Source organism: Sporosarcina sp. FA15 (assembly GCF_051550195.1).
GTDB lineage: Bacteria > Bacillota > Bacilli > Bacillales_A > Planococcaceae > Sporosarcina > Sporosarcina psychrophila.
Genome location: NZ_CP188818.1, coordinates 4,037,643 through 4,061,687 on the forward strand (window position 1 = coordinate 4,037,643; position 24,045 = coordinate 4,061,687).

23 protein-coding genes are annotated in these 24,045 nt (G+C 42.6%); 17 read left to right on the plus strand and 6 right to left on the minus strand.

Annotation, left to right across the window (positions count from 1 at the left end):
- Window positions 1-4: 4 nt before the first annotated feature.
- Entirely contained in the window at window positions 5-895 is an 891-nt protein-coding gene (locus ACP8HG_RS19185) for a glycine betaine ABC transporter substrate-binding protein (protein ID WP_067205163.1), read from the plus strand.
- Window positions 896-1,255: 360 nt separating this feature from the next.
- Here ACP8HG_RS19185 and ACP8HG_RS19190 read toward each other — a convergent pair whose 3' ends face one another.
- On the minus strand, window positions 1,256-1,546 hold the full coding sequence (locus ACP8HG_RS19190) for a nucleotide pyrophosphohydrolase (RefSeq protein ID WP_338653791.1): 291 nt from the start codon (window positions 1,544-1,546) through the stop codon (window positions 1,256-1,258).
- 198 nt (window positions 1,547-1,744) lie between these two features.
- On the opposite strand from ACP8HG_RS19190, the gene ACP8HG_RS19195 reads away from it, so the two are divergent.
- The 4 genes from ACP8HG_RS19195 to ACP8HG_RS19210 all read left to right on the plus strand — a co-directional run bounded on the left by ACP8HG_RS19195 (window position 1,745) and on the right by ACP8HG_RS19210 (window position 5,552).
- Window positions 1,745-2,359 carry a DNA-3-methyladenine glycosylase gene (locus ACP8HG_RS19195; RefSeq protein ID WP_338653790.1) on the plus strand — a complete coding sequence of 205 codons (615 nt, stop codon included), beginning with the start codon at window positions 1,745-1,747 and terminating at the stop codon, window positions 2,357-2,359.
- A 63-nt stretch (window positions 2,360-2,422) separates the two neighbouring features.
- The gene (locus ACP8HG_RS19200; protein ID WP_187046535.1) at window positions 2,423-2,938 is read left to right on the plus strand and encodes a type 1 glutamine amidotransferase domain-containing protein; all 516 of its coding nucleotides are present in this window, start codon (window positions 2,423-2,425) and stop codon (window positions 2,936-2,938) included.
- A 331-nt stretch (window positions 2,939-3,269) separates the two neighbouring features.
- Complete coding sequence (locus tag ACP8HG_RS19205; protein WP_338653788.1) at window positions 3,270-4,325, plus strand: YkvI family membrane protein; 1,056 nt, start codon at window positions 3,270-3,272, stop codon at window positions 4,323-4,325.
- 426 nt (window positions 4,326-4,751) lie between these two features.
- Window positions 4,752-5,552 carry an alpha/beta fold hydrolase gene (locus ACP8HG_RS19210; protein WP_067205172.1) on the plus strand — a complete coding sequence of 267 codons (801 nt, stop codon included), beginning with the start codon at window positions 4,752-4,754 and terminating at the stop codon, window positions 5,550-5,552.
- 720 nt (window positions 5,553-6,272) lie between these two features.
- Here the strand turns inward: ACP8HG_RS19210 and hmpA are convergent.
- Window positions 6,273-7,460: an NO-inducible flavohemoprotein gene (gene hmpA / locus ACP8HG_RS19215; protein ID WP_067205177.1), complete on the minus strand. Its 1,188-nt coding sequence runs from the start codon at window positions 7,458-7,460 to the stop codon at window positions 6,273-6,275.
- Between the two features lie 162 nt (window positions 7,461-7,622).
- On the opposite strand from hmpA, the gene ACP8HG_RS19220 reads away from it, so the two are divergent.
- Together ACP8HG_RS19220 and ACP8HG_RS19225 are read left to right on the plus strand one after the other, a co-directional pair.
- Window positions 7,623-8,066 carry an RrF2 family transcriptional regulator gene (locus ACP8HG_RS19220; protein WP_067205180.1) on the plus strand — a complete coding sequence of 148 codons (444 nt, stop codon included), beginning with the start codon at window positions 7,623-7,625 and terminating at the stop codon, window positions 8,064-8,066.
- A gap of 39 nt (window positions 8,067-8,105) precedes the next feature.
- The gene (locus tag ACP8HG_RS19225) at window positions 8,106-9,032 is read left to right on the plus strand and encodes a manganese-dependent inorganic pyrophosphatase (RefSeq protein WP_338653784.1); all 927 of its coding nucleotides are present in this window, start codon (window positions 8,106-8,108) and stop codon (window positions 9,030-9,032) included.
- Window positions 9,033-9,138: 106 nt separating this feature from the next.
- Here ACP8HG_RS19225 and ACP8HG_RS19230 read toward each other — a convergent pair whose 3' ends face one another.
- Complete coding sequence (locus ACP8HG_RS19230; protein WP_438297664.1) at window positions 9,139-10,515, minus strand: FAD-dependent oxidoreductase; 1,377 nt, start codon at window positions 10,513-10,515, stop codon at window positions 9,139-9,141.
- 102 nt (window positions 10,516-10,617) lie between these two features.
- Here ACP8HG_RS19230 and ACP8HG_RS19235 point away from each other — a divergent pair, with 102 nt between their 5' ends.
- Window positions 10,618-11,253 carry a DsbA family oxidoreductase gene (locus tag ACP8HG_RS19235; RefSeq protein ID WP_438297666.1) on the plus strand — a complete coding sequence of 212 codons (636 nt, stop codon included), beginning with the start codon at window positions 10,618-10,620 and terminating at the stop codon, window positions 11,251-11,253.
- A 238-nt stretch (window positions 11,254-11,491) separates the two neighbouring features.
- On the opposite strand, the gene ACP8HG_RS19240 is transcribed toward ACP8HG_RS19235, so the two are convergent.
- Window positions 11,492-12,019 (minus strand): YceI family protein, encoded by a 528-nt coding sequence (locus ACP8HG_RS19240; RefSeq protein ID WP_067205190.1) that lies wholly within the window; start codon window positions 12,017-12,019, stop codon window positions 11,492-11,494.
- 198 nt (window positions 12,020-12,217) lie between these two features.
- Between ACP8HG_RS19240 and murB the strand changes: the two genes are divergently transcribed.
- Window positions 12,218-13,138, plus strand: a complete 921-nt coding sequence (gene murB / locus ACP8HG_RS19245) for a UDP-N-acetylmuramate dehydrogenase (RefSeq protein WP_067205193.1) — start codon at window positions 12,218-12,220, stop codon at window positions 13,136-13,138.
- Between the two features lie 221 nt (window positions 13,139-13,359).
- On the opposite strand, the gene ACP8HG_RS19250 is transcribed toward murB, so the two are convergent.
- Window positions 13,360-14,034, minus strand: a complete 675-nt coding sequence (locus ACP8HG_RS19250; RefSeq protein ID WP_067205195.1) for a histidine kinase — start codon at window positions 14,032-14,034, stop codon at window positions 13,360-13,362.
- 534 nt (window positions 14,035-14,568) lie between these two features.
- On the opposite strand from ACP8HG_RS19250, the gene ACP8HG_RS19255 reads away from it, so the two are divergent.
- From ACP8HG_RS19255 to ACP8HG_RS19290, 8 genes are all read left to right on the plus strand, one after another.
- Window positions 14,569-16,980: a Na+/H+ antiporter subunit A gene (locus ACP8HG_RS19255; RefSeq protein WP_197485357.1), complete on the plus strand. Its 2,412-nt coding sequence runs from the start codon at window positions 14,569-14,571 to the stop codon at window positions 16,978-16,980.
- Complete coding sequence (locus tag ACP8HG_RS19260; protein ID WP_067205198.1) at window positions 16,970-17,392, plus strand: Na(+)/H(+) antiporter subunit B; 423 nt, start codon at window positions 16,970-16,972, stop codon at window positions 17,390-17,392. Before ACP8HG_RS19255 ends, ACP8HG_RS19260 begins: the two co-directional genes overlap by 11 nt.
- A gap of 3 nt (window positions 17,393-17,395) precedes the next feature.
- On the plus strand, window positions 17,396-17,734 hold the full coding sequence (locus ACP8HG_RS19265) for a Na(+)/H(+) antiporter subunit C (RefSeq protein ID WP_067205202.1): 339 nt from the start codon (window positions 17,396-17,398) through the stop codon (window positions 17,732-17,734).
- Window positions 17,727-19,211, plus strand: a complete 1,485-nt coding sequence (locus tag ACP8HG_RS19270) for a Na+/H+ antiporter subunit D (RefSeq protein WP_067205205.1) — start codon at window positions 17,727-17,729, stop codon at window positions 19,209-19,211. The genes ACP8HG_RS19265 and ACP8HG_RS19270 overlap by 8 nt, the downstream gene beginning before the upstream one ends.
- Before the next feature lie 46 nt (window positions 19,212-19,257).
- Window positions 19,258-19,740 carry a Na+/H+ antiporter subunit E gene (locus tag ACP8HG_RS19275; protein ID WP_067205208.1) on the plus strand — a complete coding sequence of 161 codons (483 nt, stop codon included), beginning with the start codon at window positions 19,258-19,260 and terminating at the stop codon, window positions 19,738-19,740.
- Entirely contained in the window at window positions 19,740-20,024 is a 285-nt protein-coding gene (locus tag ACP8HG_RS19280; RefSeq protein WP_067205211.1) for a Na(+)/H(+) antiporter subunit F1, read from the plus strand. The genes ACP8HG_RS19275 and ACP8HG_RS19280 overlap by 1 nt, the downstream gene beginning before the upstream one ends.
- A complete protein-coding gene (locus ACP8HG_RS19285; RefSeq protein ID WP_067205214.1) occupies window positions 20,002-20,382 on the plus strand; it encodes a Na+/H+ antiporter subunit G in 381 nt (126 codons plus the stop codon). The genes ACP8HG_RS19280 and ACP8HG_RS19285 overlap by 23 nt, the downstream gene beginning before the upstream one ends.
- Window positions 20,383-20,959: 577 nt before the next feature.
- The gene (locus tag ACP8HG_RS19290; protein WP_438298679.1) at window positions 20,960-23,344 is read left to right on the plus strand and encodes a penicillin acylase family protein; all 2,385 of its coding nucleotides are present in this window, start codon (window positions 20,960-20,962) and stop codon (window positions 23,342-23,344) included.
- 81 nt (window positions 23,345-23,425) lie between these two features.
- On the opposite strand, the gene ACP8HG_RS19295 is transcribed toward ACP8HG_RS19290, so the two are convergent.
- On the minus strand, window positions 23,426-23,845 hold the full coding sequence (locus ACP8HG_RS19295) for a universal stress protein (RefSeq protein WP_067205217.1): 420 nt from the start codon (window positions 23,843-23,845) through the stop codon (window positions 23,426-23,428).
- Between the last annotated feature and the right edge of the window lie 200 nt (window positions 23,846-24,045).

Consider the following 24,045-nt stretch of genomic DNA (forward strand, 5'->3'; position numbering starts at 1 on the left):
AAAGATGAAAAAAGGATTAGGAATTATTTTAATGTCGTTGACACTGCTACTTGGGGCGTGCGGCGGAAAAGATGAAATTGTTATCAGTGGTAAGCCATGGACAGAGCAATTCATACTGCCGCATATTTTAGGGCAATATATTGAGGCAGAAACGGATTATAAAGTGAAGTATAAAGATGGTCTAGGTGAAGTAGCTATCATGACGCCTGCACTTGAAAAAGGCGATATCGATCTTTACGTAGAATATACAGGAACGGGTTTGAAAGACGTTCTGAAAGAAGAATCGAAAGCGGGAGAGAGTTCTGAAAGCGTTTTGGAACGTGTGAAAAAAGGCTATGAAGATAAATTTGGAGTGACATGGCTAGAGCCACTTGGTTTCGAAAACGGCTATACGTTGGCTTTCACGAAGGATAAAGAATACAATGCGAAAACATACTCCGACCTCGCAGGAATTTCCGCAGATGAAGAAATGATATTTGGAGCACCGCATGCTTTCTATGAGCGTAAAGGTGATGGCTATGATGATATGGTAATTTCTTATCCATTTACATTCAAAGACACGAAGAGCCTGGACCCAAATGTGATGTATGAAGCGGTGAAAAATGGGGATGTTGATGTTATTCCAGCATTCACAACAGACAGCCGTATTCAGATGTTCGATCTTGCCACAACGGAAGACGATCTAGGATTTTTCCCGAAATATGATGCAGCACCAGTCGTGCGTCAGGAAACATTGAAGAAGTTTCCTGAACTTGAAAAAGTGCTTAATAGCTTAGCAGGAAAAATTACGGAAGAAGATATGCTGAAAATGAATGCCCGCGTTGATTTGGATAAAGAGAAACCAGAAGACGTTGCCCGCGCGTTTTTGATTGAAAAAGAATTAATTAAGGAATAAAGAAAAGCGTAAGCGCCTTGGTAGAGGCGACAGGCATAAGACGGGCTAGCGAAGCAGCGTTCTTTGCTGCATAGCTGGACTGACTTATGACCCAAGCCTCTGGGCGCTGTAGCTAGACAATAAAGAAAAGCGCAAGCGCCTTGGTAGACCCGAAAAGCGCTGGAGGACCATAAGAGAAAGGCGCTTTTTGCCTTTAACTTAAGGACTGAAGCGACCCGAGGGGCTAGGCGCTGTAGCTAGACAATAAGAAAAGCGCAAGCGCCTTGGTAGACCCGAAAAGCGCTGGAGGGCGTTAAGAGAAAGGCGCTTTTTGCCTTTAACAAAAACCGTTCCCGCAAGACTGGGAACGGTTTACTTAATTCATACAGGGTATTTCTCTGCATTTTTCTTCATCTTCGCACGTGCAGCTTCTTCCAAATCTATGCCGATGAGATCAGCGAATTGTAATAGATAAATAAATACGTCCGCTGCCTCATCCGCGATTTCCTGTTTATTATGAGCGACTGCTTCTTCTCCAGATTTCCATTGGAAGTGTTCTAGTAACTCACTTGCTTCCAAAGAAATTGAAATGGCTAGATTTCGAGCATCATGATTGCCGCCCCAATTGCGAGCTTTCGTAAATTCACGTATTTCAGTTTGTAGCTTTTCCAAACTTATCTCATCCTTTCGACAGTTTTTCTTGATGTCCAGCTTCAGGCGCCAACTCCTCGGGGCATTAGGAATTTTTTATTGCGAGGGCTGTAGAACGCCCTCTCCACAAACCGTCGTATGCCTGTCGGAGCTAGACGGCGCCTTGTGCTTTTCTTGAGTATACGTTACTTAGACTTGTGATTCTAGGGAATACTAATAATGAAGTGGAGGGCGATTGCGATTTATACACCTATAGATAAATTATTTTTTGAGGCACCTGTACTCGAATTGGCCCGAAATTTGCTCGGACAGTATATTGTGCACAAACAGCCAGAAGGGGATATTGTGGTTCGTATTGTTGAAACGGAAGCATATCATGGACCTGAAGACAGAGCGGCGCATAGTTTTGATAATCGTCGAACGAAGCGGACAGAAATCATGTTTGGAACCGCTGGACTTATTTATACCTATCAAATGCATACACATACCTTAATGAATGTTGTGAGCGGAGCAATTGGAACACCCCATGCCATTCTTATCAGGGCAGGAGAGCCAGTGACTGGATTAGAACTGATACAGGAGAATCGCGGCCATCATTTAAAAATGACAGATTGGACAAATGGCCCAGGGAAATTATCGAAAGCACTTGGTGTGACAATGAAGTATTACGGTCATCATTGGACAGATGAACCGCTATTTATTGCCGCAGGTGCTGCACCTAAAGAAATTATGGCAGGTCCCCGAGTGGGTATTGGAAACTCCGGGGAAGCAGTTCATTATCCATGGCGTTTTTATGAAAAAGATAATCCTTATGTCTCCAAGTATCGTCCTTAAGTTTAAATGTAGCTCAAAGAGGTATAGAACAAGAGTACAAACAAAAAAAGGAGTGCATTTAAATTGGCTAAAATAGCAACTTTAATCACGAATCTATTTGAAGACTCGGAGTACACGGAACCAGCAAAAGCATTCAAGGATGCTGGACATGAAGTAGTGACAATTGAAAAATCAGCAGGTGTAGAAGTGACCGGGAAGCAAGGTACTGCAAAAGTTAAGACGGATTTCGGCATCGATGATGTAAAACCGCAAGACTTTGACGCATTATTTATCCCTGGAGGATTCTCCCCGGATCAGTTACGTGCAGACGACCGCTTCGTGCAATTTGCGAAGACGTTCATGGATGATAAAAAACCGGTATTTGCAATCTGTCATGGTCCTCAGCTTTTAATCACAGCTAAAACCCTTGAAGGAAGAGATGCAACGGGTTATAAATCGATAAAAGTTGACATGGAAAATGCAGGTGTGAAATATGTGGATAAAGAAGTTGTCGTGTGCCAAAATCAGCTTGTGACAAGTCGTACACCTGAGGACATACCAGCGTTTAATCGTGAATCATTAAAACTTCTCGAAAAGTAAATAGTATTAGCAGAATAGCAAATAATACAAAGAAGGCCGATTATGCGGCCTTTTTTGTATTAGTAGGAGACTATAAAACTCAAACTGTGGAGAAGGTTTCACGTCTAAACTTCAATGCTTAAGGGGTGTGGGGGATATGCCAACTGAAACGCATCTCTGCTGTTCTGCCCTATATCTGCCGGTCTTGACTAGGCGCTTAATTTTTTGTTATTGTTGAAAAGGTATCCGAAGAGTGATAAATTAGAAGAGTACTATAACACTTAATATTAAAAATGTGACGGTTTTATGGAGTTGCTAATTTTTAGTGCCGTGTACTAACTAGGGGGACATCATGAAAAAAGTACTTAAAATGGGAAGCGCTTTCATCGGTATAATCGTTGGAGCAGGTTTTGCTTCCGGACAGGAAGTTCTACAATTTTTTACAAGTTTCGGTCTTCTTGGTATTGTGGGGGCAATTATTTCGACAGCATTTTTTGCTTATCTCGGTATGGTACTCACTCGACTTGGAAGTCGTATGCAGACCACTTCTCATAAAGAGGTCATTTATAAAATAAGTGGTCGTTACTTAGGGATTATTGTTGATTACATAATAATTATTACGTTATTTGGTGTAGGGGTTGTTATGATTGCAGGGGCAGGTGCAAACTTGAACCAGCAGTTCGGGTTGCCGCCATTTGTCGGCAGTCTTCTTATGATTGTTCTTGTCATGTTGACGGTTATGCTTAATGTCGATAAGGTCGTCGGCATAATTGGAAGTATTACACCATTCCTTATTCTTGCGGTTGTCCTTGTATCTATTTATTGTTTAACAACCATGGACACTTCTTTTGCAGTCCTCGATCCAATTGCTCAAGGCGTAAAAACGACATTGCCAAACTGGTTCATCTCATCAATCAACTATGTGTCGTTTAACATAGCTGTAGGAGCCTCAATGACCATTGTCATGGGAGGAACAGAGAAGGATGAGAAAATAGCGGCATGGGGCGGATTTGTCGGAGGACTTGGTTTAGGGATTCTTATCTTGCTTAGCCACTTGGCGATTTTCGCTAAAATCGAAACAGTTGGAGATGCTGAGATGCCAATGTTGGCAATCATCAACGATGTTTCGCCTATACTTGGCATATTCATGGCGTTCATCCTATACGGCATGATATTCAATACTGCGGTCGGCATGTTCTATTCTTTCGGAGCACGTTTCATTCAAATTGGTACGAAGAAATTCAATGTTTTCGTTTTGATCACCCTCATTATTGGATTTGGATTGAGCTTTGTCGGCTTTAAGGAACTTGTAGCTAAACTCTATCCAACAATCGGATATCTTGGTCTGTTCCTTGTTGTAGCGCTGATTTACGCATCATTCAAACTTCCGGCAAAGGTTAAGAGCTAAAGCTATTTCAAAAACAGGGACGGTCACGGAGCTGAGCTTCGATGACCGTTTTTGTTTTTTGTGGCTTGGGAAATTACAAAATCTCTTTCTATATATGTTGAACAAATGAATACCTATATTAACTGAGCGAAGGCGCCTTACAAGGGGGAGCCGAAGCCCTAAGTCTGGCGGCGAAGCTGCTTGGCTTAGGGCGGGAGGCATACCCGAGCGCCGTAGCGGATTTGAAGGGAATCATTATTTCAACTTATATAGTGAAAAGTGATAATTCACGTCTAGTCTCCAAGGCACTTGCGCTTTTCTTACTGCAGTTTGTGTCGAAAAGAAGTCGCTCTTTCAGAGAATAAAGCGATTGAACACTTATGAAGGTTGAGTTGGTTCCATGTATGATGGTTTAATAGACATAGTTAACTTGGAAGGGTGAGCAGCTTGCTTCACTATAGAACTTACGAAATTAGCCCGACAACCCCTTGGGTAACATTCATACATGGCGCGGGCGGAAGCTCTTCTGTCTGGTACAAACAAATTCGGGAATTTAGAAAACAACATAATGTTCTCCTAATTGACCTTCGGGGGCACGGACAATCTGCCGGTGGAATGTGGAAAAAAGGCGATACATTTATGGATATATCGAAGGAAGTAATTGAAGTGCTAGACGAGGTTAGCATAAAAGACACGCATGTTATCGGCATGTCACTCGGGACGATCGTCGCACAGACTATGGCAGATAACTTCCCAGAACGTGTAAACTCACTCATTCTTGGTGGAGCGATTATTCGTTTTGATATCCGAACAAAGTTATTATTATTGGGGGGGCGTGTAGTAAAGCGTTTTGTCCCTTATATGCTCCTTTATAAATTATTTGCTTATATTATTATGCCGCGTAAACAGCACGAAGAATCGCGAATGGCTTTCGTAAATGAAGCCAAAAAAGTGTACCAGAAGGAATTTATCAAATGGTTTTCCCTTACTAAGCTTATAAATCCATACTTGACCCGCTTACAAGCATCGACAACGGCCATTCCAACATTATTTTTGATGGGTGAGGAAGATTATTTGTTCATTCCGCCGATTGAGGAAGTTGTTCGTAAAAATAAAGGATTTGAATTCGTTAAAATTGAAAAGTCCGGCCATGTTTGTAATATCGACCAACCGGAAATGTTCAATAAGTTAGCCATCGATTATATAGCTAAAATCGAACAAAGAAAAGCCGCCATCCAACTGGGATGACGGCTTTTCTGCAGATTGACGAATGATCACGTCTGTTGAACAACCATTTATTTGCATGAAATACTGGTGAGTAGGGCTTGATGACCTTCATTTTCACTGCACTATTTTCGGCCCGCTTTCGACTAACTATTCATGACAGATTTACTGAGGGGGCCATACTCTTTTCAGTAATACTGTTGCGAATAGTTGCCTGTCGCGTTCCTTCAATGTTCAAGTGAAAAATGCAGTAGTTTTGGAAGAAAAGAATAGATGACATTCTATGGAGAGTGTAAGTGTCCGAAGATGCAATTTCGGGCACTCTTGCACTTTGTATAATTGGTTCCTTGCTTACTTTTAGCAAAGATTCTGCATGTAATTATGTGAGACCTTATAGAAAGCGACACTTCTTTACTAGTAAAGAAGTGAAAATCCTAAAGAAAGCATCAGCCGCCAAAATTGCATCTTTGGCGGCTTTTATCCGGGTAGATGCCCCTTTATTCTTTCGTCCCGAAAAGCTTTAGCACTTCGTGTACTTATGCATTTGGAGCGCGAAGGATGAAGGATCACCATACGATTACCGAAAAAATGTGTAGGGATGCGACAAAGTCGCATCCCTACACATCCAGACATTTCGGTAATCGTATAGAAGTCATTCAATCCAAAGTCAACTAAACACGTAGCACCCAGTAGATGATCATGTTATTCACTGGTTACTCTTGGCTAAACAACAGGTGTCACGGATTATGCGTTTACAAGTTCTAGTTCCTCAGCAGGGCCGAAGAATTCGAAGTTTATTTTTTCTTCTGGAACACCGAGTGCATATAGACCTTTAATGACAGCTTGCATGAAAGGTGTTGGCCCACAAACAAAGATATCGCTGCCTTCAATGACGTTAGCGGCAAGGAAGTCGGGGTTGATAAAGCCATCCCCCTCATCTGAGTAGAGCACGGCATATGTGGAACTAGGCATAGATTCATTCAACGTGCGTAATTTTGCATCGAATGCTTGGTGTTTGCGTGTACGTGCCGAATGTAGGAATGCAGCTGGCCGTTCTGGTGTTGTTTTGGCGATGGATTCATACATGCTCATCATTGGCGTGATACCAACACCGCCGCTAATAAGTGTCACTGGATTTTTACTTTCCATATCAAGGTGGAATACACCCGCTGGAACACTAACTTCAACTGTGTCACCGACATTCATTTCACGATGAAGGTTAACTGACATTTTACCGTTCGGTGTGACTTCATCTTCGCGTTTAACAGAAATGCGGTAGGAGTCGCCTGTTGGTGCTTGTGACAAACTGTATTGGCGATTCAAGATATAGTCTTCGCCTGGAATTGTGACACGTAACGTGATGTATTGTCCTGGTTTGTATGATGGTACTTTTTTGCCATCAACAGGTTTTAAATAGAATGATGTAATAACATCACTTTCAACTACTTTATCCGCGATTACAAAGTCTTTGAATGTTTTCCAGCCGTCATCCATTTCCTCAGCTTTGGCATACATTTCCTTTTCGATACCGATGAAGACACCTGCGATAACTTCATAGGCTTCTCCCCAAGCACCAATAATTTCGGGAGTTGCAGCTTCACCTAATACTTCTTTTATAGCGCCTAATAGGTAGTAGCCGACGATTGGATATTGTTCTGGTGTAATGTTGAGTGATTTGTGTTTGTGCGCAACTTGAACGACAGCAGGTAAAACAGCGCTGAGGTTATCGATATTTGCAGCTGCCGCGTAAACCAGTCCTGCAAGTGCGTTTTGTTGACGTCCTTGGGATTGATTGGCATGGTTGAAGATGTTCAACAGTTCAGGGTGAGCCTCGAACATATTTTTATAAAACACTGTTGTAATTGTTTTACCGTGTTGCTCCAATACAGGTACGGTTGATTTGATAATGGTAATGGTTTCTTGTGATAGCATGTTGTAGCACGACCTTTCGTAGTTGTTAACTCAAGCTTAAACTATAAAAGCGCTTAAAGATATATTTATAATACATCTTTAGAGAGTGTTAGAAAGTTAGTCACATTTCTTTCACGTAATTGCCACAAACGTTATAATGGTATTTGAAAGAGCGGTGAAGTTATGCGTCTAACGATGTACACAGACTTTTCGTTGCGTGTTTTAATTTATCTGGGAGCAAAAGAGCCAGGGGAATTATCAACGGTCCAGGAAATTTCAGATACATACAATATCTCGAAAAATCATTTGACGAAAGTAGTGCACGAGCTAGGGAAGATGGGGTTAATCGAAACGATACGCGGTCGTGGTGGTGGCATCAGGATGAAAGTGGAACCTAAAGACATCAACGTTGGAAAACTAGTTCGAAGGACGGAAGATGATTTTCATCTTGTTGAATGTTTTAATTCTGAGTCGAATAGTTGTATTCTTTCCCCGGTTTGCCGATTAAAAGGTGCATTACACGAAGCGTTGAATGCTTATTTAGCAGTTTTAGATAACTATACAGTGGCAGATTTTATCATTAATAAAGATGAGCTCAAAGCGATTTTGTTTGACCATCCATTATGATAAAATGAAAAAGAATATAAAAACAGGGGGCTATTTTTCATGGGAAAAGTTTTTGTTTTTGGACATAAAAATCCTGATACCGATTCAATTTCATCGGCAATCAGTTACGCGTATTTAAAGCAGCAATTGGGAATGAATGCAGAAGCAGTAAGACTCGGTGATGTAACGAATGAAACGGCATATGCGCTTGAATATTTTGGTTTTGAAGCGCCACGTCTTATCGAAAAAGCCGCGCCAGAAGTAGCGAAAGTCATTCTCGTCGACCATAATGAAAAACAGCAAAGTGTGGATGATATTGATGATGTGCAAGTAATCGAAGTTGTCGATCATCATAGAATTGCTAACTTTGAAACGAACGATCCTCTCTATTACCGTGCAGAGCCGGTAGGATGTACGGCAACGATTTTAAACAAACTATATAAAGAAAACGGTGTTGAAATACCGAAAAATATTGCTGGGCTTATGCTGTCTGCACTTATTTCGGATTCACTATTATTCAAGTCACCGACGTATACAGACCAAGACCGTGCTGCGGTTGAAGAATTGATTGCTATCACAGGTGTGGATGCACAAGAATATGGACTGGCTATGTTGAAAGCTGGTGCAGATTTAAGTGGTAAAACGCTCGAAGATCTTGTGAAACTTGATGCGAAAGAATTTGGTATCAATGAAGTGAAGATTGAAATTGCACAAGTGAATGCAATTGACATCAATGATGTTATGAATCGTCAAGCCGATTTGGAAGACCTTCTATACCGTGTCATTGCTGAAAAAGGGCTCGACCTGTTTTTGTTTGTCGTAACTGACATATTGAACAACGACTCAATCGTATTGGCACTTGGTAAAGAAGCGGGGCGCGCTAGCGAAGCATTCAATGTTACACTCGTGAACAACACGGCAACATTGAAAGGTGTCGTCTCCCGTAAGATGCAAATTGTTCCAGTATTGACTGAAGCATTGAAATGATATGAAGTGAATAGGAAAAGGTTGCAGTCCGCGTAAAGTGGATTGCAACCTTTTTGTTTTAATTGAGGATGAGCTGGTATCTCGGATTAGTTATGATAGCCATATCCTATTTCAAATCAAGTGATTTCGTCGCAGGGCCTTCGAGGACGGAGCCGTCTTTTCGAAAGCGTGAGCCGTGGCACGGGCAATCCCATGTTTCATCGCCGGCATTCCACCTCGTCCGGCAGCCCATATGCGTACAGATGGGGGAGTCCGTCCGTGTAATATGACCGCCAGTAAACTCTTTTAAGACAAGCCCAGTATTTTTCAAAGCTTGCAGTAAGAATGTACCAAACCCTGTTCGATCAGGCGAATAAAGTTCGGAAGCACGATTCTCTTTGCCGACAATTAGATCGCTGATAATCCGGGCGCTCGCCATTGAATTCGATAGTCCCCATTTTCGATATCCCGTACTTAAATAGACGTAAGGCATGCTAGAAGAAATAATTCCCGCGTATGGAATCAGATCGGGTGTCTGCGGGTCTTGCGCGGACCAGCCATGAGTCAGGGGAGAGAGGTTATACACATCTTGCAAATCGGTGTAAAGCCGATTGTAATGTATCTGTGTATCGCTTTCCATTCCCGCCTGATGACTTTCTCCAGACAGCAGAAAATACGTTTTTCCATCGATTTGTGCCGTTCGGATGGATCGTTTTGGTTCATCGACTGCAATATACTGCCCGCGAAGTGGCATATCACCTTCTGCCGCGACGATATAAGATCGATCGACAGACAATTTCATAATTTGTAGCCCACGCAGTGCTTCAATCGGGTAGTGTGAACATAATATTAGTTCCTTGAATTGAACTTCATGTCCCGATTTCATAGAAAGTAGACGTTTCTTTAAATCCATTAATAAAACATCCGATTGTTCGTAAATACGCGCACCTGCTTCAACCGCAAGACGCGCAAGATGTTGTCCGAATCGCACAGGATGAATCTGACTTTCGTTATTCAATGTAAGTGTTGCGTCAATCTGAATCGGTAATTCAGAATTCCTCCCCAGTTCACCTGGGATGCCAAGTTCCTTGTATGCATTCATTTCATAACGGAGTAATTCAGTGCCAAGCTTAGATTGAGAATAAAGAATAGAATCAGCTGCCTTTAATTCATCTTTTATTGCAATAGATTTCCCAAATTGAACGGCTTCTTCGTTCACTTCAAAATACATTTTTGCATTGTCTCGTCCAAACTGTTTTAGTAACTTTGCATAAACGAAGTCATGTTGGGCAGTCAGTTTTCCCGTGGAGTTGCCCGTAGCTCCCGCTAGGATTGTATCTTTTTCGAGAAGGATAACATCTTTCCCTTCTTTAGCTAGAAAATAGGCGTTTGCAATTCCACTTAGTCCGCCCCCGATGATGCAGACGTCGCAAGTGACATCGCCCTCAAGTTTTGGATATTGTTCACGTGGATATGCAGTACTAAGCCATAATGAATTGGACATAAAATAACCTCCGTCAAGTCTGCTTGAAATAGTAGTAAGCATATTCATTGTTCCCTTCTTTGATTGAATTTAAAATGAAGAGTATGAAAGGTGGCGGGAAAAATGAAAATTGAAATATGGTCAGATTATGTTTGTCCATTTTGTTATATTGGAAAGCGCAGATTAGAAGAGGCATTAGAGCAAACTGGTCTTGGGGAAAAGGCTGAAGTTGTTTTCAAAGCATATGAACTAGATCCGAATTCGCCCGCAGTATCCGATACACTGATGACAGAAGTCCTTGCGAAGAAGTATGGGATGAGTGTGGAAGAAGCGAAGAAGATGACTGATAATGTAGTTGACCAGGCAAAATCTGTGGGTCTGAACTATAACTTTGACGTAATGACGCCAGCGAATACATTTAATGCACACCGTCTAGCGAAACTTGCTGAACAGGAAGGTTTCGATAAGACTGTATCGGAAAGTTTACTGAAAGCTTATTTCATAGATGGTGAAAAAATAGGTGCAGAAGACGTATTGCTTCGCATTGCCGAAGAAGCAGGAATTTCACGCGACCGTGCGAAAGCAGTTCTTGATTCTGATGAGTTTGCAGATGATGTAAGAATGGATATCGCAGAAGCCCAGCAAATAGGTGTGAAAGGTGTTCCGTTTTTCGTTATCGATCGCAAATATGCAATCTCAGGAGCGCAGCCGGCAGAAGCATTTGCAAATGCACTTCGACAAGCCGCGGAAGAAGTTTAAACAAAAGAAATAAAAAATCGGCCATGTGATCATAATGATCGCATGGCCGATTTTTTAAGTTATTTATTAAATTATAAAATCTCGAACTAGGATAAGTTACAACATAGAGATTTCACGTCTAGACTCCAGCGCCTAGCCCCTCGAGTCGCTTCAGGCTTGCTGATAAAGGCAAAGAACGCCTTTCCCTTCAAGCCTTCCGGCGCTTGTCGGGGCTTAGCATGCGCTTGCGCTTTTGTTTTTATTGAGCTGGGTTTGCTTGTAAATCGATTGTGATTTTAATGTCGTCACCTACAAGAACGCCGCCTGCTTCAAGCGCTTGGTTCCATGTAAGACCGAATTCTTTTCTTGAAATTTTCCCTTCGACTTCGAAAGCAGCTACGTCTACGCCCCAAGGGTTTTTACCTGTACCTTCATACTCAGCTTCGAATGTAACTTTTTTCGTTACATCTTTAACTGTCATATCGCCAGTAACGTCATATTCGTTATCGCCTTTTTTTACGATATCTGTTGAAACGAATGTGATTGTCGGGAATGTTTCTGTATCGAAGAAATCAGCAGAACGAAGGTGGTTGTCACGATCGTCGCTATTTGTATGAATTGTTGTAGCGTCGATTGTGAAGTTGATGTTAGCACCCGTCAAATCTTCAGGATTCCCTTCGATTGTACCTTCTACACCTGTAAAACGTCCTCTTACTTTAGAAACCATCATATGCTTAACTGAAAAACCAACACCTGTATGTGAAGCGTCTACTGTCCATTTTGTCATTGGAAAAACTTCCTCTCTGAATAAGTTATGTTCTTACTATATTCGATAAGTATCTTGAAGTCAAGGTATTTAAATGAATTTAATTTGAATAAGGTGAATAGTAAGACCTTTATTCTAATTAGTATTCCTTGTCAAAGTATAAGTTTGCAAGCATACTATTAAAGATGAAAAGCTTTAAATTGAAAGGATTGAATGTTGATGTCGAAACATCAATGGTATGAAGAACTTCAGAAAACAATTACAACAGGTACATTATTAATTGACGAGTCGCTATGTAAATACACGATGACAAAACTTGGAGGAGCTGCAGACCTTCTTGTCATACCTGGAACAATAGATGAAACAGAGGCGACAGTACGTTACGCATATAAAAATAATATTCCATTATTATTACTCGGAAACGGGTCGAATATGGTCGTCAGGGATGGCGGTGTAAGAGGAATTGTCCTTCACTTGTCACAACTCAATACGATAAGGATTGAAGGATCACTTGTGCATGCCGAGGCGGGGGCACTAATCATTGACGTTTCAAAACGTGCGGCAGCGACTACACTGTCGGGTATCGAATTTGCCTGTGGAATTCCAGGCTCCATCGGGGGCGCAATGGCGATGAATGCCGGCGCGTATGGTGGGGAGATAAAAGATATAATTGTGCAGGCAACAGTGTTAACGAAAGCTGGAGAGCGGTTAGTTCTTTCAAAAGAACAACTTGAGCTCGGTTATAGGAAGAGTATTATATCGCAAGAGGGCTACTACGTTCTCTCGGCAGATTTCCAACTCGCACAAGGAGACCAGGGTGTCATTGATGGGAAGGTAGCAGACTTAACCTTCCAGCGTGAATCAAAGCAACCGCTTGAGTATCCATCGGCCGGAAGTGTGTTCAAACGACCACCGGGCTATTTTGCGGGCAAACTTATTCAAGACTGCGGTCTTCAGGGAAAAGGGCATGGCGGAGCAGAAGTTTCATTAAAGCATGCTGGTTTTATCGTCAATAAAGATAATGCGACCGCATCCGATTACATTCAGACAATTAACATGGTGAAAGCGGAAGTGAAAAAAGTATTCGGCGTTGAACTGGAACTTGAAGTGAAAATCGTCGGCGAAGAAATAACGGAATAGCAAAAAGCGGATGACCCATGATTGGGCTATCCGCTTTTTTGTTTTTTTAGGAAACTATATGTTTTTTGACGTAGAGCAGTGTTTAGGCTCCAGGCATCAATCTCAACACAAAGTCGCAAATTTAGACTGTCTTCTTTGAGTTTCAGTCCTTTATTTAAAGGCAGAGATCGCCTTTTTCTCCAGCGCTTGTTGGGGTTAAAAGGCGCCTTGCGCTTTTCTTATCATCTGGCGTTTTTACAAGAGAGCAGTGCAGGGTCGGTTACCTGGTCGTCTGTAATGTGCACTTGGCACATTTTATTGTTACTCATGAATTTGAAGATCCCATTGTTGAAGTCAGTTCCAACTTCTTTGAAGAAAATACCTTCAAAGCGAACTTCTTTTGAAAGCGTGAAGTTGACGCGGAAACCGTTACTGTCTTCGACTAAGTAGGCACGTACGCCTTTTTCGAACATGCCGTCAATCTCGTCTCTGATGGCGCGATCGACAGAAACGACATGGAAGTCGACGAATGTGATTTCTCGTAACAATACGTTCATGAACGAACCTTTAGTAATCTCTTCCCATCTACTCTGAGCAGTTTGCCCAAGAATGATTTGGGTAATGTTATGTGTATGAGCTACTTCCTTAATAACTTTTGCGGAAGTACGTTTTTCATTATCCCGGATTATGAAATCTTCTACTTCAAGTTCTTCAGCGAGTTCTTTCCAACGATCGATATATTCGGATTTTTCCGCGTCAAATTCATCATAAGGAAGCGGGTCCACTGTTAAAATATACATTGGACAATCCATGATCGTTGCAATTTTATGTCCGCGCCTAATGAGACGCTCACCATTTGGACCGTAGTAGACACAAACGAGAATACTCTCGTCCATACGACCTTTTACTTTGCCCATGACGGTAGTCACCTCTTAATTATATTTTGGTTAGTCGAATTCATGTTAGAAGTTTAGTACTGATTGAAAACCAAACAATTATATATGAAAATGAACGATTTGACAAGATGCGAATGCTTCAAAGTGCTAAGAGTATGGTAATAGTGTATAATTTATTGTGTAATCTCTTTGAGCTTCCCCTAATACTATTATCTATAGCTCCCTATTATCCCGCCAGTCACGCTGAAGGTCAAGTTTGCCCAATATAATAATGAGTTTTACAAGTAATACATAATATGGATTGTGTATTTCTGTAGATTTTCAGGTGGTTTATTACAACTGTTTTAAAAGGTAAGAAGGTACAAATTTTTCTACATGGGTCGATGTCTAGACTTCAGACTTCCTTCCATTAGCCTCGGTCTGGCTGAAAAGGCTTAGTACGCCTTTATCTTCAAGATTACCAGTAGGGAGGGTCCGAACTTAATCCCTTCTACTTATCGGGGCTAAACCGCGCCTTGCGCTTTTCTTAATCTGTTTAGTATTGGAGGTTTGCATTTGTTGGCGATAACGATAGCTATTTTTATCCCGTTTTTGGCTGCTCTACTCGTCCCGTTCATTTATAAGAGGGTGCGCAGTCGCAATATCGGGTGGTTTGTCATGTCCGTTCCACTCGTCCTATTCATATATCTTGCCAGTTTCATTCCCGCGATTGCAGGAGGGAAAACATATATACATACGATTAAATGGATTGATTCTGCTGGGATCAATTTTACGACGTATCTAGATGGTCTCAGTATGATTTTTGGCCTTTTAATTACTGGGGTAGGGAGCCTCGTAATTCTCTATTCCATATATTATTTGTCTGAACGCGAAGCATTAGGGCGTTTTTACGTTTATCTTTTGATGTTCATGGGCTCGATGCTTGGAGTAATATTCTCGGACAACTTAATGGTGCTATATGTTTTTTGGGAATTGACGAGTATTTCGTCGTTTCTTTTAATCGCATTTTGGTACCACCGCAAAAAGTCTAGGTATGGTGCACAAAAATCAATGCTCATCACTGTATCTGGCGGAGTAGGGATGCTTGTTGGTTTTATCATGTTGCATACAATGACTGGGTCGTTCAGTGTGCGCGAAATCATTGCAACAATTGGTCAGTATACAAATGAAAGTTTGTTTTTACCGGCAATGCTACTCGTTTTGCTTGGTGCATTTACGAAGTCAGCCCAGTTTCCATTCCACATCTGGCTACCAGATGCCATGGAAGCGCCGACACCGGTCAGTGCTTATTTACATTCCGCGACAATGGTTAAGGCAGGGATTTACCTTGTCGCACGCTTCACACCTGTATTTGGTGGGGAAGCGGTGTGGTTTTATACAGTTACTGGCGTGGGGATATTTACATTGTTCTGGGGATCCGTCAATGCGGTGCGGCAAACGGATCTGAAGGCATTGCTCGCCTACTCAACAATTAGTCAACTGGGTCTGATCATGAGCCTCTTCGGACTTGGTTCAGCGGCGCTTAACGAAGGCTACAGCGCGGACTCAGTTATTTATACACAGGCGACATTTGCCGCTTTGTTCCATCTTATTAACCATTCAACGTTCAAAGGTGCTCTCTTTATGGTCGTTGGTATTGTCGATCATCAAGTTGGAACGCGAGATATTCGTAGACTTGGCGGACTGATGTCACTCATGCCCGTGACGTTTACAATCGCTGTTATCGGCAGTTTTTCGATGGCAGGATTACCGCCGTTTAACGGTTTCCTTAGTAAGGAAATGTTTTTCGAATCCGTACTGAATGTGCGTAATCTCGACATTTTCGCAATGGGGCCGCTTATGGGAAGCTTATTGCCTGTTGTTGCTTGGATTGCAAGCGTGTTGACATTCGTTTATAGCATGATTATCGTTTTTCAGACATTTCTTGGGAAACATCAACCGGACCGTCTTGATAGAAAAGCATTTGAAGCGCCAGTTGGGATGCTGATTGCTCCGTCGATTCTTGCACTGTTCGTTGTAGGTATTTTCTTCTTCCCGAATGTAGTCGGAAAGTATTTGTTAAAGCCTGCAATGGCTTCGGTTTTACCTCCGTTTGAAGGTGCGGAAGGCCTTGTCCCGCATATAACTGCTTGGCATGGTTTTAATGGAGCTATCATGATGACAATTGGTGTTATCGTAGTGGGCGCATTGCTATACTTCTTCCTTCGTTATTGGCGCGGGGTTTACTCGCTTGCACCTATGCGCTGGAATCTCGATTCTATGTATAACGGCTTGTTGACGCAGGCGGAGAAAGCTTCATCTTTCTTGACTCGGACTTATATGACGGGATACCTCAGGGATTATCTTGCATATATATTTGTTTTTTTCATCCTAACTGTCGGTGGCGGCCTGTTATGGACCGGTGGGTTTTCAATCGATTTTTCTAACGATGCTCCCATCACGGTTAGCGAGTATATCATCATCTTCGTAATGATGGGTGCGAGTATTGCGATCATCTTTGTAAAATCACGTATGACGGCAATCCTGTTAAATGGTGTTCTCGGTTATTCAATTGCTATTCTCTTTGTCGTGTTCCGGGCACCAGATTTGGCTTTGACACAAATTATCGTAGAAACAGTGACGACTGCGTTATTCCTCTTATGTTTCTATTTCTTACCTGAATGGAGCAAGGAGAAATCGACAAGGTCATTAAAAGTTTTCAAAGGCATTATTGCCATTTCGGTAGGAACGGTTGTTACAGTTCTTGCACTCGTCGTACAAGGCAATAAGATGTTCGAGTCGATTTCAGTATACTTTGAAGATGCTTATGAGTTGGCGGGAGGAAAGAATATCGTCAATACGATATTGGGTGACTTCCGGGCATTCGATACGATGCTCGAAGTAGTTGTACTTTTTATCGCCGGTATTGGCGTGTTTACATTGATTAAACTGAAGGCTGGAAAGGGGGACGAGGACGTTGAAGATTAATGATGTCATTTTACAGACAGTAACGAAGATTGTTGTCTTCATCATTTTGACGTTCGGCGTGGAATTGTTCCTTTCCGGTCATAATAATCCGGGAGGTGGATTCATTGGTGGTCTCGTCCTATCTTCCGCGTTCGTTCTTCTCTATTTGGTGTTCGATATCGAAACAGTCCATAAGGGCATCCCATTCGATTTCAAGAAGATTGCAGCGTTTGGTGTATTGCTTGCAGTCGGAACGGGTTTAGGATCAGTTCTATTCGGTGCTTCATTCCTTACACAGACGGCTAGTCATTTCAACTTGCCAGTGTTCGGGGAAACGGAATTAGCGACGGTCGTGCTGTTTGAGGCAGGGGTTGCACTGACTGTTGTCGGTGTTGTTGTAACGATTATTTTAAGTATTAGTGAGGATGTGTAGCTGTTGGAAACGTTAATAACGATACTCGTTGGAGTCCTTGTAACGGTCGCTGTCTACTTGCTGCTATCTAAAAGTCTAGTTCGGGTCATTTTAGGGACGGCAATCCTGTCGCATGCTGTGCATTTGCTATTAATGACGATGGGCGGCTTGAAAAAAGGAGCAGTCCCACTATTAGGTGAAAATGCGGAGAGCTACACGGATGCTCTTCCACAGGCACTTATCCTGACTGCAATAGTGATCAGTTTCGCAGTGACTTCCTTTTTACTGGTGCTTGCATATCGAACATACAAAGAGACTGGGTCGGACAATCTCGCTGCATTGAGAGGGTTCAAAGATGAATAATATTATAGTTATGCCAATGATTATACCTTTGTTAACAGGGATTTTACTTGTATTTCTCCGGCCTTATGTGAAAGTTCAACGGGCGTTCAGTCTTGTTTCAATCGTAGCAACCGTAGCGATCAGTGTTTATATTTTGAACATGATTCAGGCGGACGGTATTTTACGGCTCGATTTCGGGGGCTGGTTGCCACCATACGGAATTTCATTTGTCGCAGATTCATTCTCTATGCTACTTGTATTGACGACAGCGATTGTAACAGGAATCCTTCTAATTTATGCGTTCTCGTCGATTGGTCGAGCGCATGAGAATATGTTCTTTTATCCGTTCGTTTTTTTCCTGATTGCGGGCGTTAATGGTTCATTTCTAACGGGTGACTTGTTCAACTTATTCGTCTGTTTTGAAGTTATGCTTCTATCTTCTTATGTGCTCATAACACTTGGAGGCAGGAAAGTTCAACTCGTCGAATCAATTAAATACATAACTATAAATGTACTGTCATCGTGGTTTTTCCTCGTTGGAATCGCGTACTTATATGGTACGGTAGGTACGCTTAATATGGCACATCTATCAGTACGTATTGCAGAAGTCGGGCAAGGGCCGCTGTTGACAGTGATTAGCATTGTCTTCCTCATTGTATTTAGTTTGAAATCTGGACTACTTCTATATTTCTGGTTGCCAGGGTCATACAGTGCACCACCGACAGTAGTTGCAGCTTTGTTCGGTGCTTTGCTTACGAAAGTCGGTATCTATGCAATGTTCCGCGTGTTTACGCTCATTTTTTATCACGAGCCTGGTGTTACACATTTGATGATTGGCATTATGGCGGGAATCACGATGATTGGCGGTAGTATTGGTGCAATCGCCTACAATGATATCCGGAAGATTGTGTCCTATAACGTCGTCATTGCAGTAGGGTTTATACTCGTTGGCCTTGCTGTCTCGACAGAAGTGGCGATTCAAGGGTCTATTTATTATCTTATCCATGACATGATTATTAAAGCTTTGTTATTCCTTATCGCAGGGACGATGATCTACTTAACTGGAACTGCAAGGATTGAAAATATGAGTGGGTTGATTCGCAATTATCCATTACTTGGGTGGCTGTTCTTCATCACAATGCTGTCACTTGCGGGAATTCCGCCGCTTAGCGGGTTCATCGGAAAGGTGTACGTTGGCCAAGGGGCGATTGAGGCGGGTGCGTTCGTCTTGCTTGCAATCGCGTTCCTATCAAGTATTTTCGTTTTGTATTCACTTCTGCGGATTTTCCTAAACTGCTTTTGGGGCGAAACGATTATCAATGAAGATGACGATGTACCGCTTAAAAAAGGGATGCTTATTCCACTCGTCCTGTTTGGTGTACTGACAATTGCGCTGGGAGTTGGAGCAGAGGCACTTGCGCCATACGTTTCAGATGCAGCCCGAACACTGACAAATCCTGATATCTATATAGACGCGGTTTTGAATGACAACCGTTAATCGAAGACAATCCCGTCCAATGACCGAAAAGAAGAGGTGAAGGCTAATGCCAGCCCAGTTACTGTTGAATTTATTTATAGCTCTGCTCTGGATGCTCTTAATCGATGAGGATGAGCTAAAGTTTACGACTTTCTTTGCCGGCTTCCTGGTTGGGATAGGAATCATATTTTTCATGCATAGATTTTTCGGCACGCAATTCTACTTGCGCCGTTTGTATGCGACATTCAAGCTGCTTTTCATCTTCATATCCGAATTGACCAAATCGAGCGTAGTTGTATTGAAACAAATACTTAGCCCAAAGCTGAAAATTAAACCGGGTATTTTTAAATATGAAACAGTCTTAGAGAGTGATTCAGAAGTGACGATGCTGTCGTTGCTTTTGACGCTGACCCCGGGGTCTGTCGTCATGGAAGTATCCCCTGAAGGAAATGTCCTGTTTATTCACGCGATGGACGTCGAACAATCTCGCGATGGACTTTTGATGCAACTGCATAACTTTGAAAGAGCAATCATGGAGGTGACCCGCTGATGATTCAAGCAATGCTGACGACTTCGCTCGTATTATTCTCAATAACGATTGCAATAGCTGTCATACGAATCATTCTCGGCCCTTCGATGCCGGACCGCGTTATCGGGCTCGATATGATTGGTGTAAACTTGATTGCTATGATAGCCGTAATTTCAGTGGTGATGAACACGAAAGCATTTTTAGAAGTCATTCTTATTTTGGGAATTCTATCGTTCATCGGTACAATTGCCTTCTCTAAATTCATCGAGAGGGGTGTTATCGTTGAACGTAAACACGATAGGTGAATTCGTAGGCGCATTTCTGATTTTAACAGGCGGAGTTGCGAGCGTAATCAGTGTCTTTGGATTGCTTCGGCTGCCTGATGTCTACACGAGATCTCATGCTGCGACGAAAAGTTCGACGCTCGCTGTTTTGCTAACCTTGTCAGGCGCTTTTATTTACTTTTTGTTCAGTCAACATTTCGTAAGTGTACGCCTTCTTTTAGGAATTGTGTTCGTCTTTCTAACTGCACCGGTTGCCGGACATTTGATCGTCCGAGCGGCTTACCGGTCGAATGTGAAGTTAGCGGATATTTCTACTGAGGATGAATTATATGAGGTTTTGCATAAGGATAAAATAGAAGAGGATGGGACCGGCCGTTAGTGGCTGTCCTATCCTTTTTTTGTTGAGGGGATTTGGATGGATGATTGGTTGTGCTGTGTTAATGCTCGGTAGCGCGGATATATGATCGGTTGTGTTTCGTTAATGCTCGGTATCGCGGATATATGATTGGTGAGATGCGTTAATGCTCGGTGTCAGGGATATATGATCGGTTGTGTTTCGTTAATGCTCGGTATCGCGGATATATGATTGGTGAGATGCGTTAATGCTTGGTATCGCGGATATATGATCGGTTGTGATGCGTTAATGCTCGGTGTCGGGGATATGATTGTTTGTGTTGTGTTAATGCTCGGTGTGAGGGATATATGATTGGTTGTGATGTGTTAATGCTCGGTTGTGATGTGTTAATGCTCGGTGTCGGGGATATATGATCGGTTGTGTTTCGTTTATGCTCGGTATCGCGGATATATGATTGGTTGTGATGCGTTAATGCTCGGTAGCGCGGATATATAATCGGTTGTGTTGAGTTACCACTTTTGCCCTAAGGTTTGTTTGGAGAAAGAAGGAATATAAATGAAATAGTAGAATACCATTAAGGGAGATAGGGAAGGTGCGTGAAATGGTGAAACAGGGGAAACGGATGGGGAAATGGCCAAAAATTATGTTGTCGGTGTTTGGATCAATTATAGTTTTGGCTATTGTGGTACTACTTATTGTAAATAGTTACATAGCGAAGTCGAAACCATTTATTGATGGAGAAGTAAGTGTGGAAATTCTAGATGAAGATGTGACAATCGTCCGGGATGAGTTTGGCGTACCGCATATAACGGCGGAATCGGACGCGGATTTGTATAGGACTCAAGGCTATGTGCAAGCTCAAGACCGTTTATTCCAAATGGATATGGCTCGTAGGCAAGCGAGTGGTCGATTATCCGAAGTAGTTGGGGAAGTGGCTGTTGGAACGGATAAGAAGTTCCGTACATTTAGTTTGCGCTCGGCGGCCGAAGCGTCTTATGACGGCTATGGTGAGGAAGGGAAAAAGGTGCTCAGCTGGTATGCGGAAGGAGTCAATGCATTTATTGAGGAGGCGGAGCGAGATGGGAAGTTTCCGTATGAATTCAAGGTCCTGGGCTACACGCCTGAACCATGGACAGAAATCGATTCGCTGACGATAGGTAAGTATATGGCTTATGACCTCGGCGGAAACTGGGATAGTTTAGCGGTCAGGCATTGGGCGTTGAATAATTTCTCGGAAGAATTAGCACGGGAGTTGTTCACCGTTTATCCGGAAAATGCTTCTTCTATTATTGAGGCTAACATTGCGAATCCGGTCGCTGTGGCTGGTCAGTTCGACCCTGGTCTTGTGCCGCCTGAATTCAACGGTAGTAACAACTGGGTCGTGTCGGGGGATAAAACGGCTTCAGGATTACCGCTTCTAGCAGATGATCCGCATCTCGGGCTTGATACGCCGGCGATCTGGTATCAGATGCATTTGCAATCACCTGAACAAAACGTTAGCGGTGTTATTTTTGCAGGGATTCCAGGAATTATTCTTGGGCATAATGACGACGTTGCATGGGGTGTGACGAACGTTGGACCTGACGTACAAGATCTATATATCGAAACTCCGAATCCTGAAGATCGGACACAATTTCTCTATGATGGAGAATGGGAACAGGCTGAGGTAAGAGATGAAACGATTTCTGTAAAAGGCGAGGAGGATGTACCGTTTGAAGTAATGGTTACGCGACATGGCCCGATTATTTCGGACATTCTTTACAAAGATGAAGATCCAAACGCGCTGTTTTCAATGCAATGGACAGCACTGGAACCGACAAAAGAACTCGAAGCGATTATGAAGATGAACAAAGCTTCCAACTGGGAAAGTTTTGAGATGGCTTTGGAAGACTTCCATGCACCAGCACAGAACTTTGTGTTTGCGGCGAATGACGGCACTATTGCTTATAAAGCGAACGGTCGTATTCCTATCAGGAAACAAGGGGATGCGCAATTGCCTGTACCAGGCGACTCTTCCGATTATGGCTGGACGGGCTACATTCCATATGATGAATTACCGCGTGTCGTGAATCCTAAAGAAGGGTTCATTGCCACAGCAAATAATCAAATTGTTGACGATTCATATCCGTATCATATTACAAAACTTTGGGCACAGCCTTATCGCTATGAACGAATAGCGGAAGTGCTTCGCGAAGGAGATAATTTCACGGCGGAAGATATGATGAAATTGCAGATGGATCAGAAGAACTTATACGCTCGTGAGTTCTTGGACGATATGATTGGTTCAATTGAAATGAAAGACGCCGCTGTCGGAAAGTACAAAGAAATTGTAAAAATGCTTCGCGAGTGGGATCAATATGATTCCGCAGATGCGGCGGCACCACTTGTCTTTCATAAATGGATAAAACAATTGCCAATTGGCATGCTCAGTGCAACGATGCCTGAGGACGTTTATGAGCTTCTGCCGGCGAAAGGGACAATTACCGACAAAATGTTGCGCGACGCTTATGCGAGTGAACCAGGGGCCTGGGTGGAAGAGTATGGCGGTGTTGATAAGTGGGTCTTCGATTCATTTGTAAATTCAATCGAAGAGATTGAAGGATTGTTCGGTGATAAAATCGCGGATTGGCAATGGGGAGATTTCCATCAGTTGGAGTTTCCGCACGCTCTATCAGGCGCATCTCCAATCTTTGAATATTTCTTGAATCCGAAGAAACAGGCAATCGGCGGTTCGAATGTTACAGTCCAGGCTGCAGCATTTCAGGCAGATGGTACTGTAAATCACGGTGCACCTTGGCGCTTTGTTGCCGATTTGTCCGATTTATCGAAAGCGAATCATATTGTAGGGCCGGGTCAAAGTGGCCACATAAAATCGCAATGGTTCCACGATCAAGCAGATGACTGGGTGAATGGTAATTACCATGAAACTGTTTTGGATGGGGACATTAAAGAAGGATATACGTTGAAGTTAAAAGCGGAGCGCTAATGCGCCCCGTTTTTAATTTGGTGAAACTTTGGAAACGCGGGTAAACCGATGCATTATCTTATCCACCGCTAAGAGCCTCTGTTATTTAACAATCAAAACCGGTGCTGTCACACGTTTTGCTACTTTATGACTCACACTGCCTAGCACCATTTCCTGAAAAGTATTCAGGCCACGGCTACCGAGAACGACAAGATCGAATTCACCACTATTGGCAAAATTAACGATGATTGGTCCAGGGTCACCGTGTTTGATGACGAGCTTAAAGGGGATTTGAAACTGCTCGAAAGCCTCCTCGATGGGCATGAGTCGCTTCTTGCGATCGATATGGAGATCATCACTGCTGGCATTATCAAGTACATCTGAACGTGTTCGGTCAAACTCAAGGATATAAAGGATTTCAACGGCCACTCCTTGGCATAACGAGGCAAGTTGAGCGGCATGTTTGGCTGCGCGGTGCGAGTTTACTGAGCCGTCGACCGCGACTAGTATTCGGTTATACATCGGAATCCCTACTTTCGTATGTCTGACATGTAAAGTTACATTGTTAGTAAGTATAAGTGTTCTACACCTATCTGTTAAACCCTTCTTTTGAGTAATTAATTAAATGGGAAATATACATTCAAAGCGCCGTTTGATTAGCCTTGCAATTGCAAGAGGAATTACATATACTAAAGTTAATCAAACAACCATTTGAATGAGGT

Excerpts from the sequence above, each read along its gene's own strand:
- ACP8HG_RS19250 (WP_067205195.1), bottom strand. The coding sequence starts at position 14,034 with ATGGGCAAAGTAAAAGGTCGTATGGACGAGAGTATTCTCGTTTGTGTC.
- ACP8HG_RS19280 (WP_067205211.1), top strand. The coding sequence starts at position 19,740 with ATGATTCAAGCAATGCTGACGACTTCGCTCGTATTATTCTCAATAACG.
- ACP8HG_RS19275 (WP_067205208.1), top strand. The coding sequence starts at position 19,258 with ATGCCAGCCCAGTTACTGTTGAATTTATTTATAGCTCTGCTCTGGATG.
- ACP8HG_RS19220 (WP_067205180.1), top strand. The coding sequence starts at position 7,623 with ATGCGTCTAACGATGTACACAGACTTTTCGTTGCGTGTTTTAATTTAT.
- hmpA (WP_067205177.1), bottom strand. The coding sequence starts at position 7,460 with ATGCTATCACAAGAAACCATTACCATTATCAAATCAACCGTACCTGTA.
- ACP8HG_RS19185 (WP_067205163.1), top strand. The coding sequence starts at position 5 with ATGAAAAAAGGATTAGGAATTATTTTAATGTCGTTGACACTGCTACTT.
- ACP8HG_RS19295 (WP_067205217.1), bottom strand. The coding sequence starts at position 23,845 with ATGTATAACCGAATACTAGTCGCGGTCGACGGCTCAGTAAACTCGCAC.
- ACP8HG_RS19225 (WP_338653784.1), top strand. The coding sequence starts at position 8,106 with ATGGGAAAAGTTTTTGTTTTTGGACATAAAAATCCTGATACCGATTCA.
- ACP8HG_RS19290 (WP_438298679.1), top strand. The coding sequence starts at position 20,960 with ATGGTGAAACAGGGGAAACGGATGGGGAAATGGCCAAAAATTATGTTG.
- ACP8HG_RS19195 (WP_338653790.1), top strand. The coding sequence starts at position 1,745 with ATGAAGTGGAGGGCGATTGCGATTTATACACCTATAGATAAATTATTT.
- ACP8HG_RS19205 (WP_338653788.1), top strand. The coding sequence starts at position 3,270 with ATGAAAAAAGTACTTAAAATGGGAAGCGCTTTCATCGGTATAATCGTT.
- ACP8HG_RS19230 (WP_438297664.1), bottom strand. The coding sequence starts at position 10,515 with ATGTCCAATTCATTATGGCTTAGTACTGCATATCCACGTGAACAATAT.
- ACP8HG_RS19235 (WP_438297666.1), top strand. The coding sequence starts at position 10,618 with ATGAAAATTGAAATATGGTCAGATTATGTTTGTCCATTTTGTTATATT.
- ACP8HG_RS19240 (WP_067205190.1), bottom strand. The coding sequence starts at position 12,019 with ATGACAAAATGGACAGTAGACGCTTCACATACAGGTGTTGGTTTTTCA.
- ACP8HG_RS19270 (WP_067205205.1), top strand. The coding sequence starts at position 17,727 with ATGAATAATATTATAGTTATGCCAATGATTATACCTTTGTTAACAGGG.
- murB (WP_067205193.1), top strand. The coding sequence starts at position 12,218 with ATGTCGAAACATCAATGGTATGAAGAACTTCAGAAAACAATTACAACA.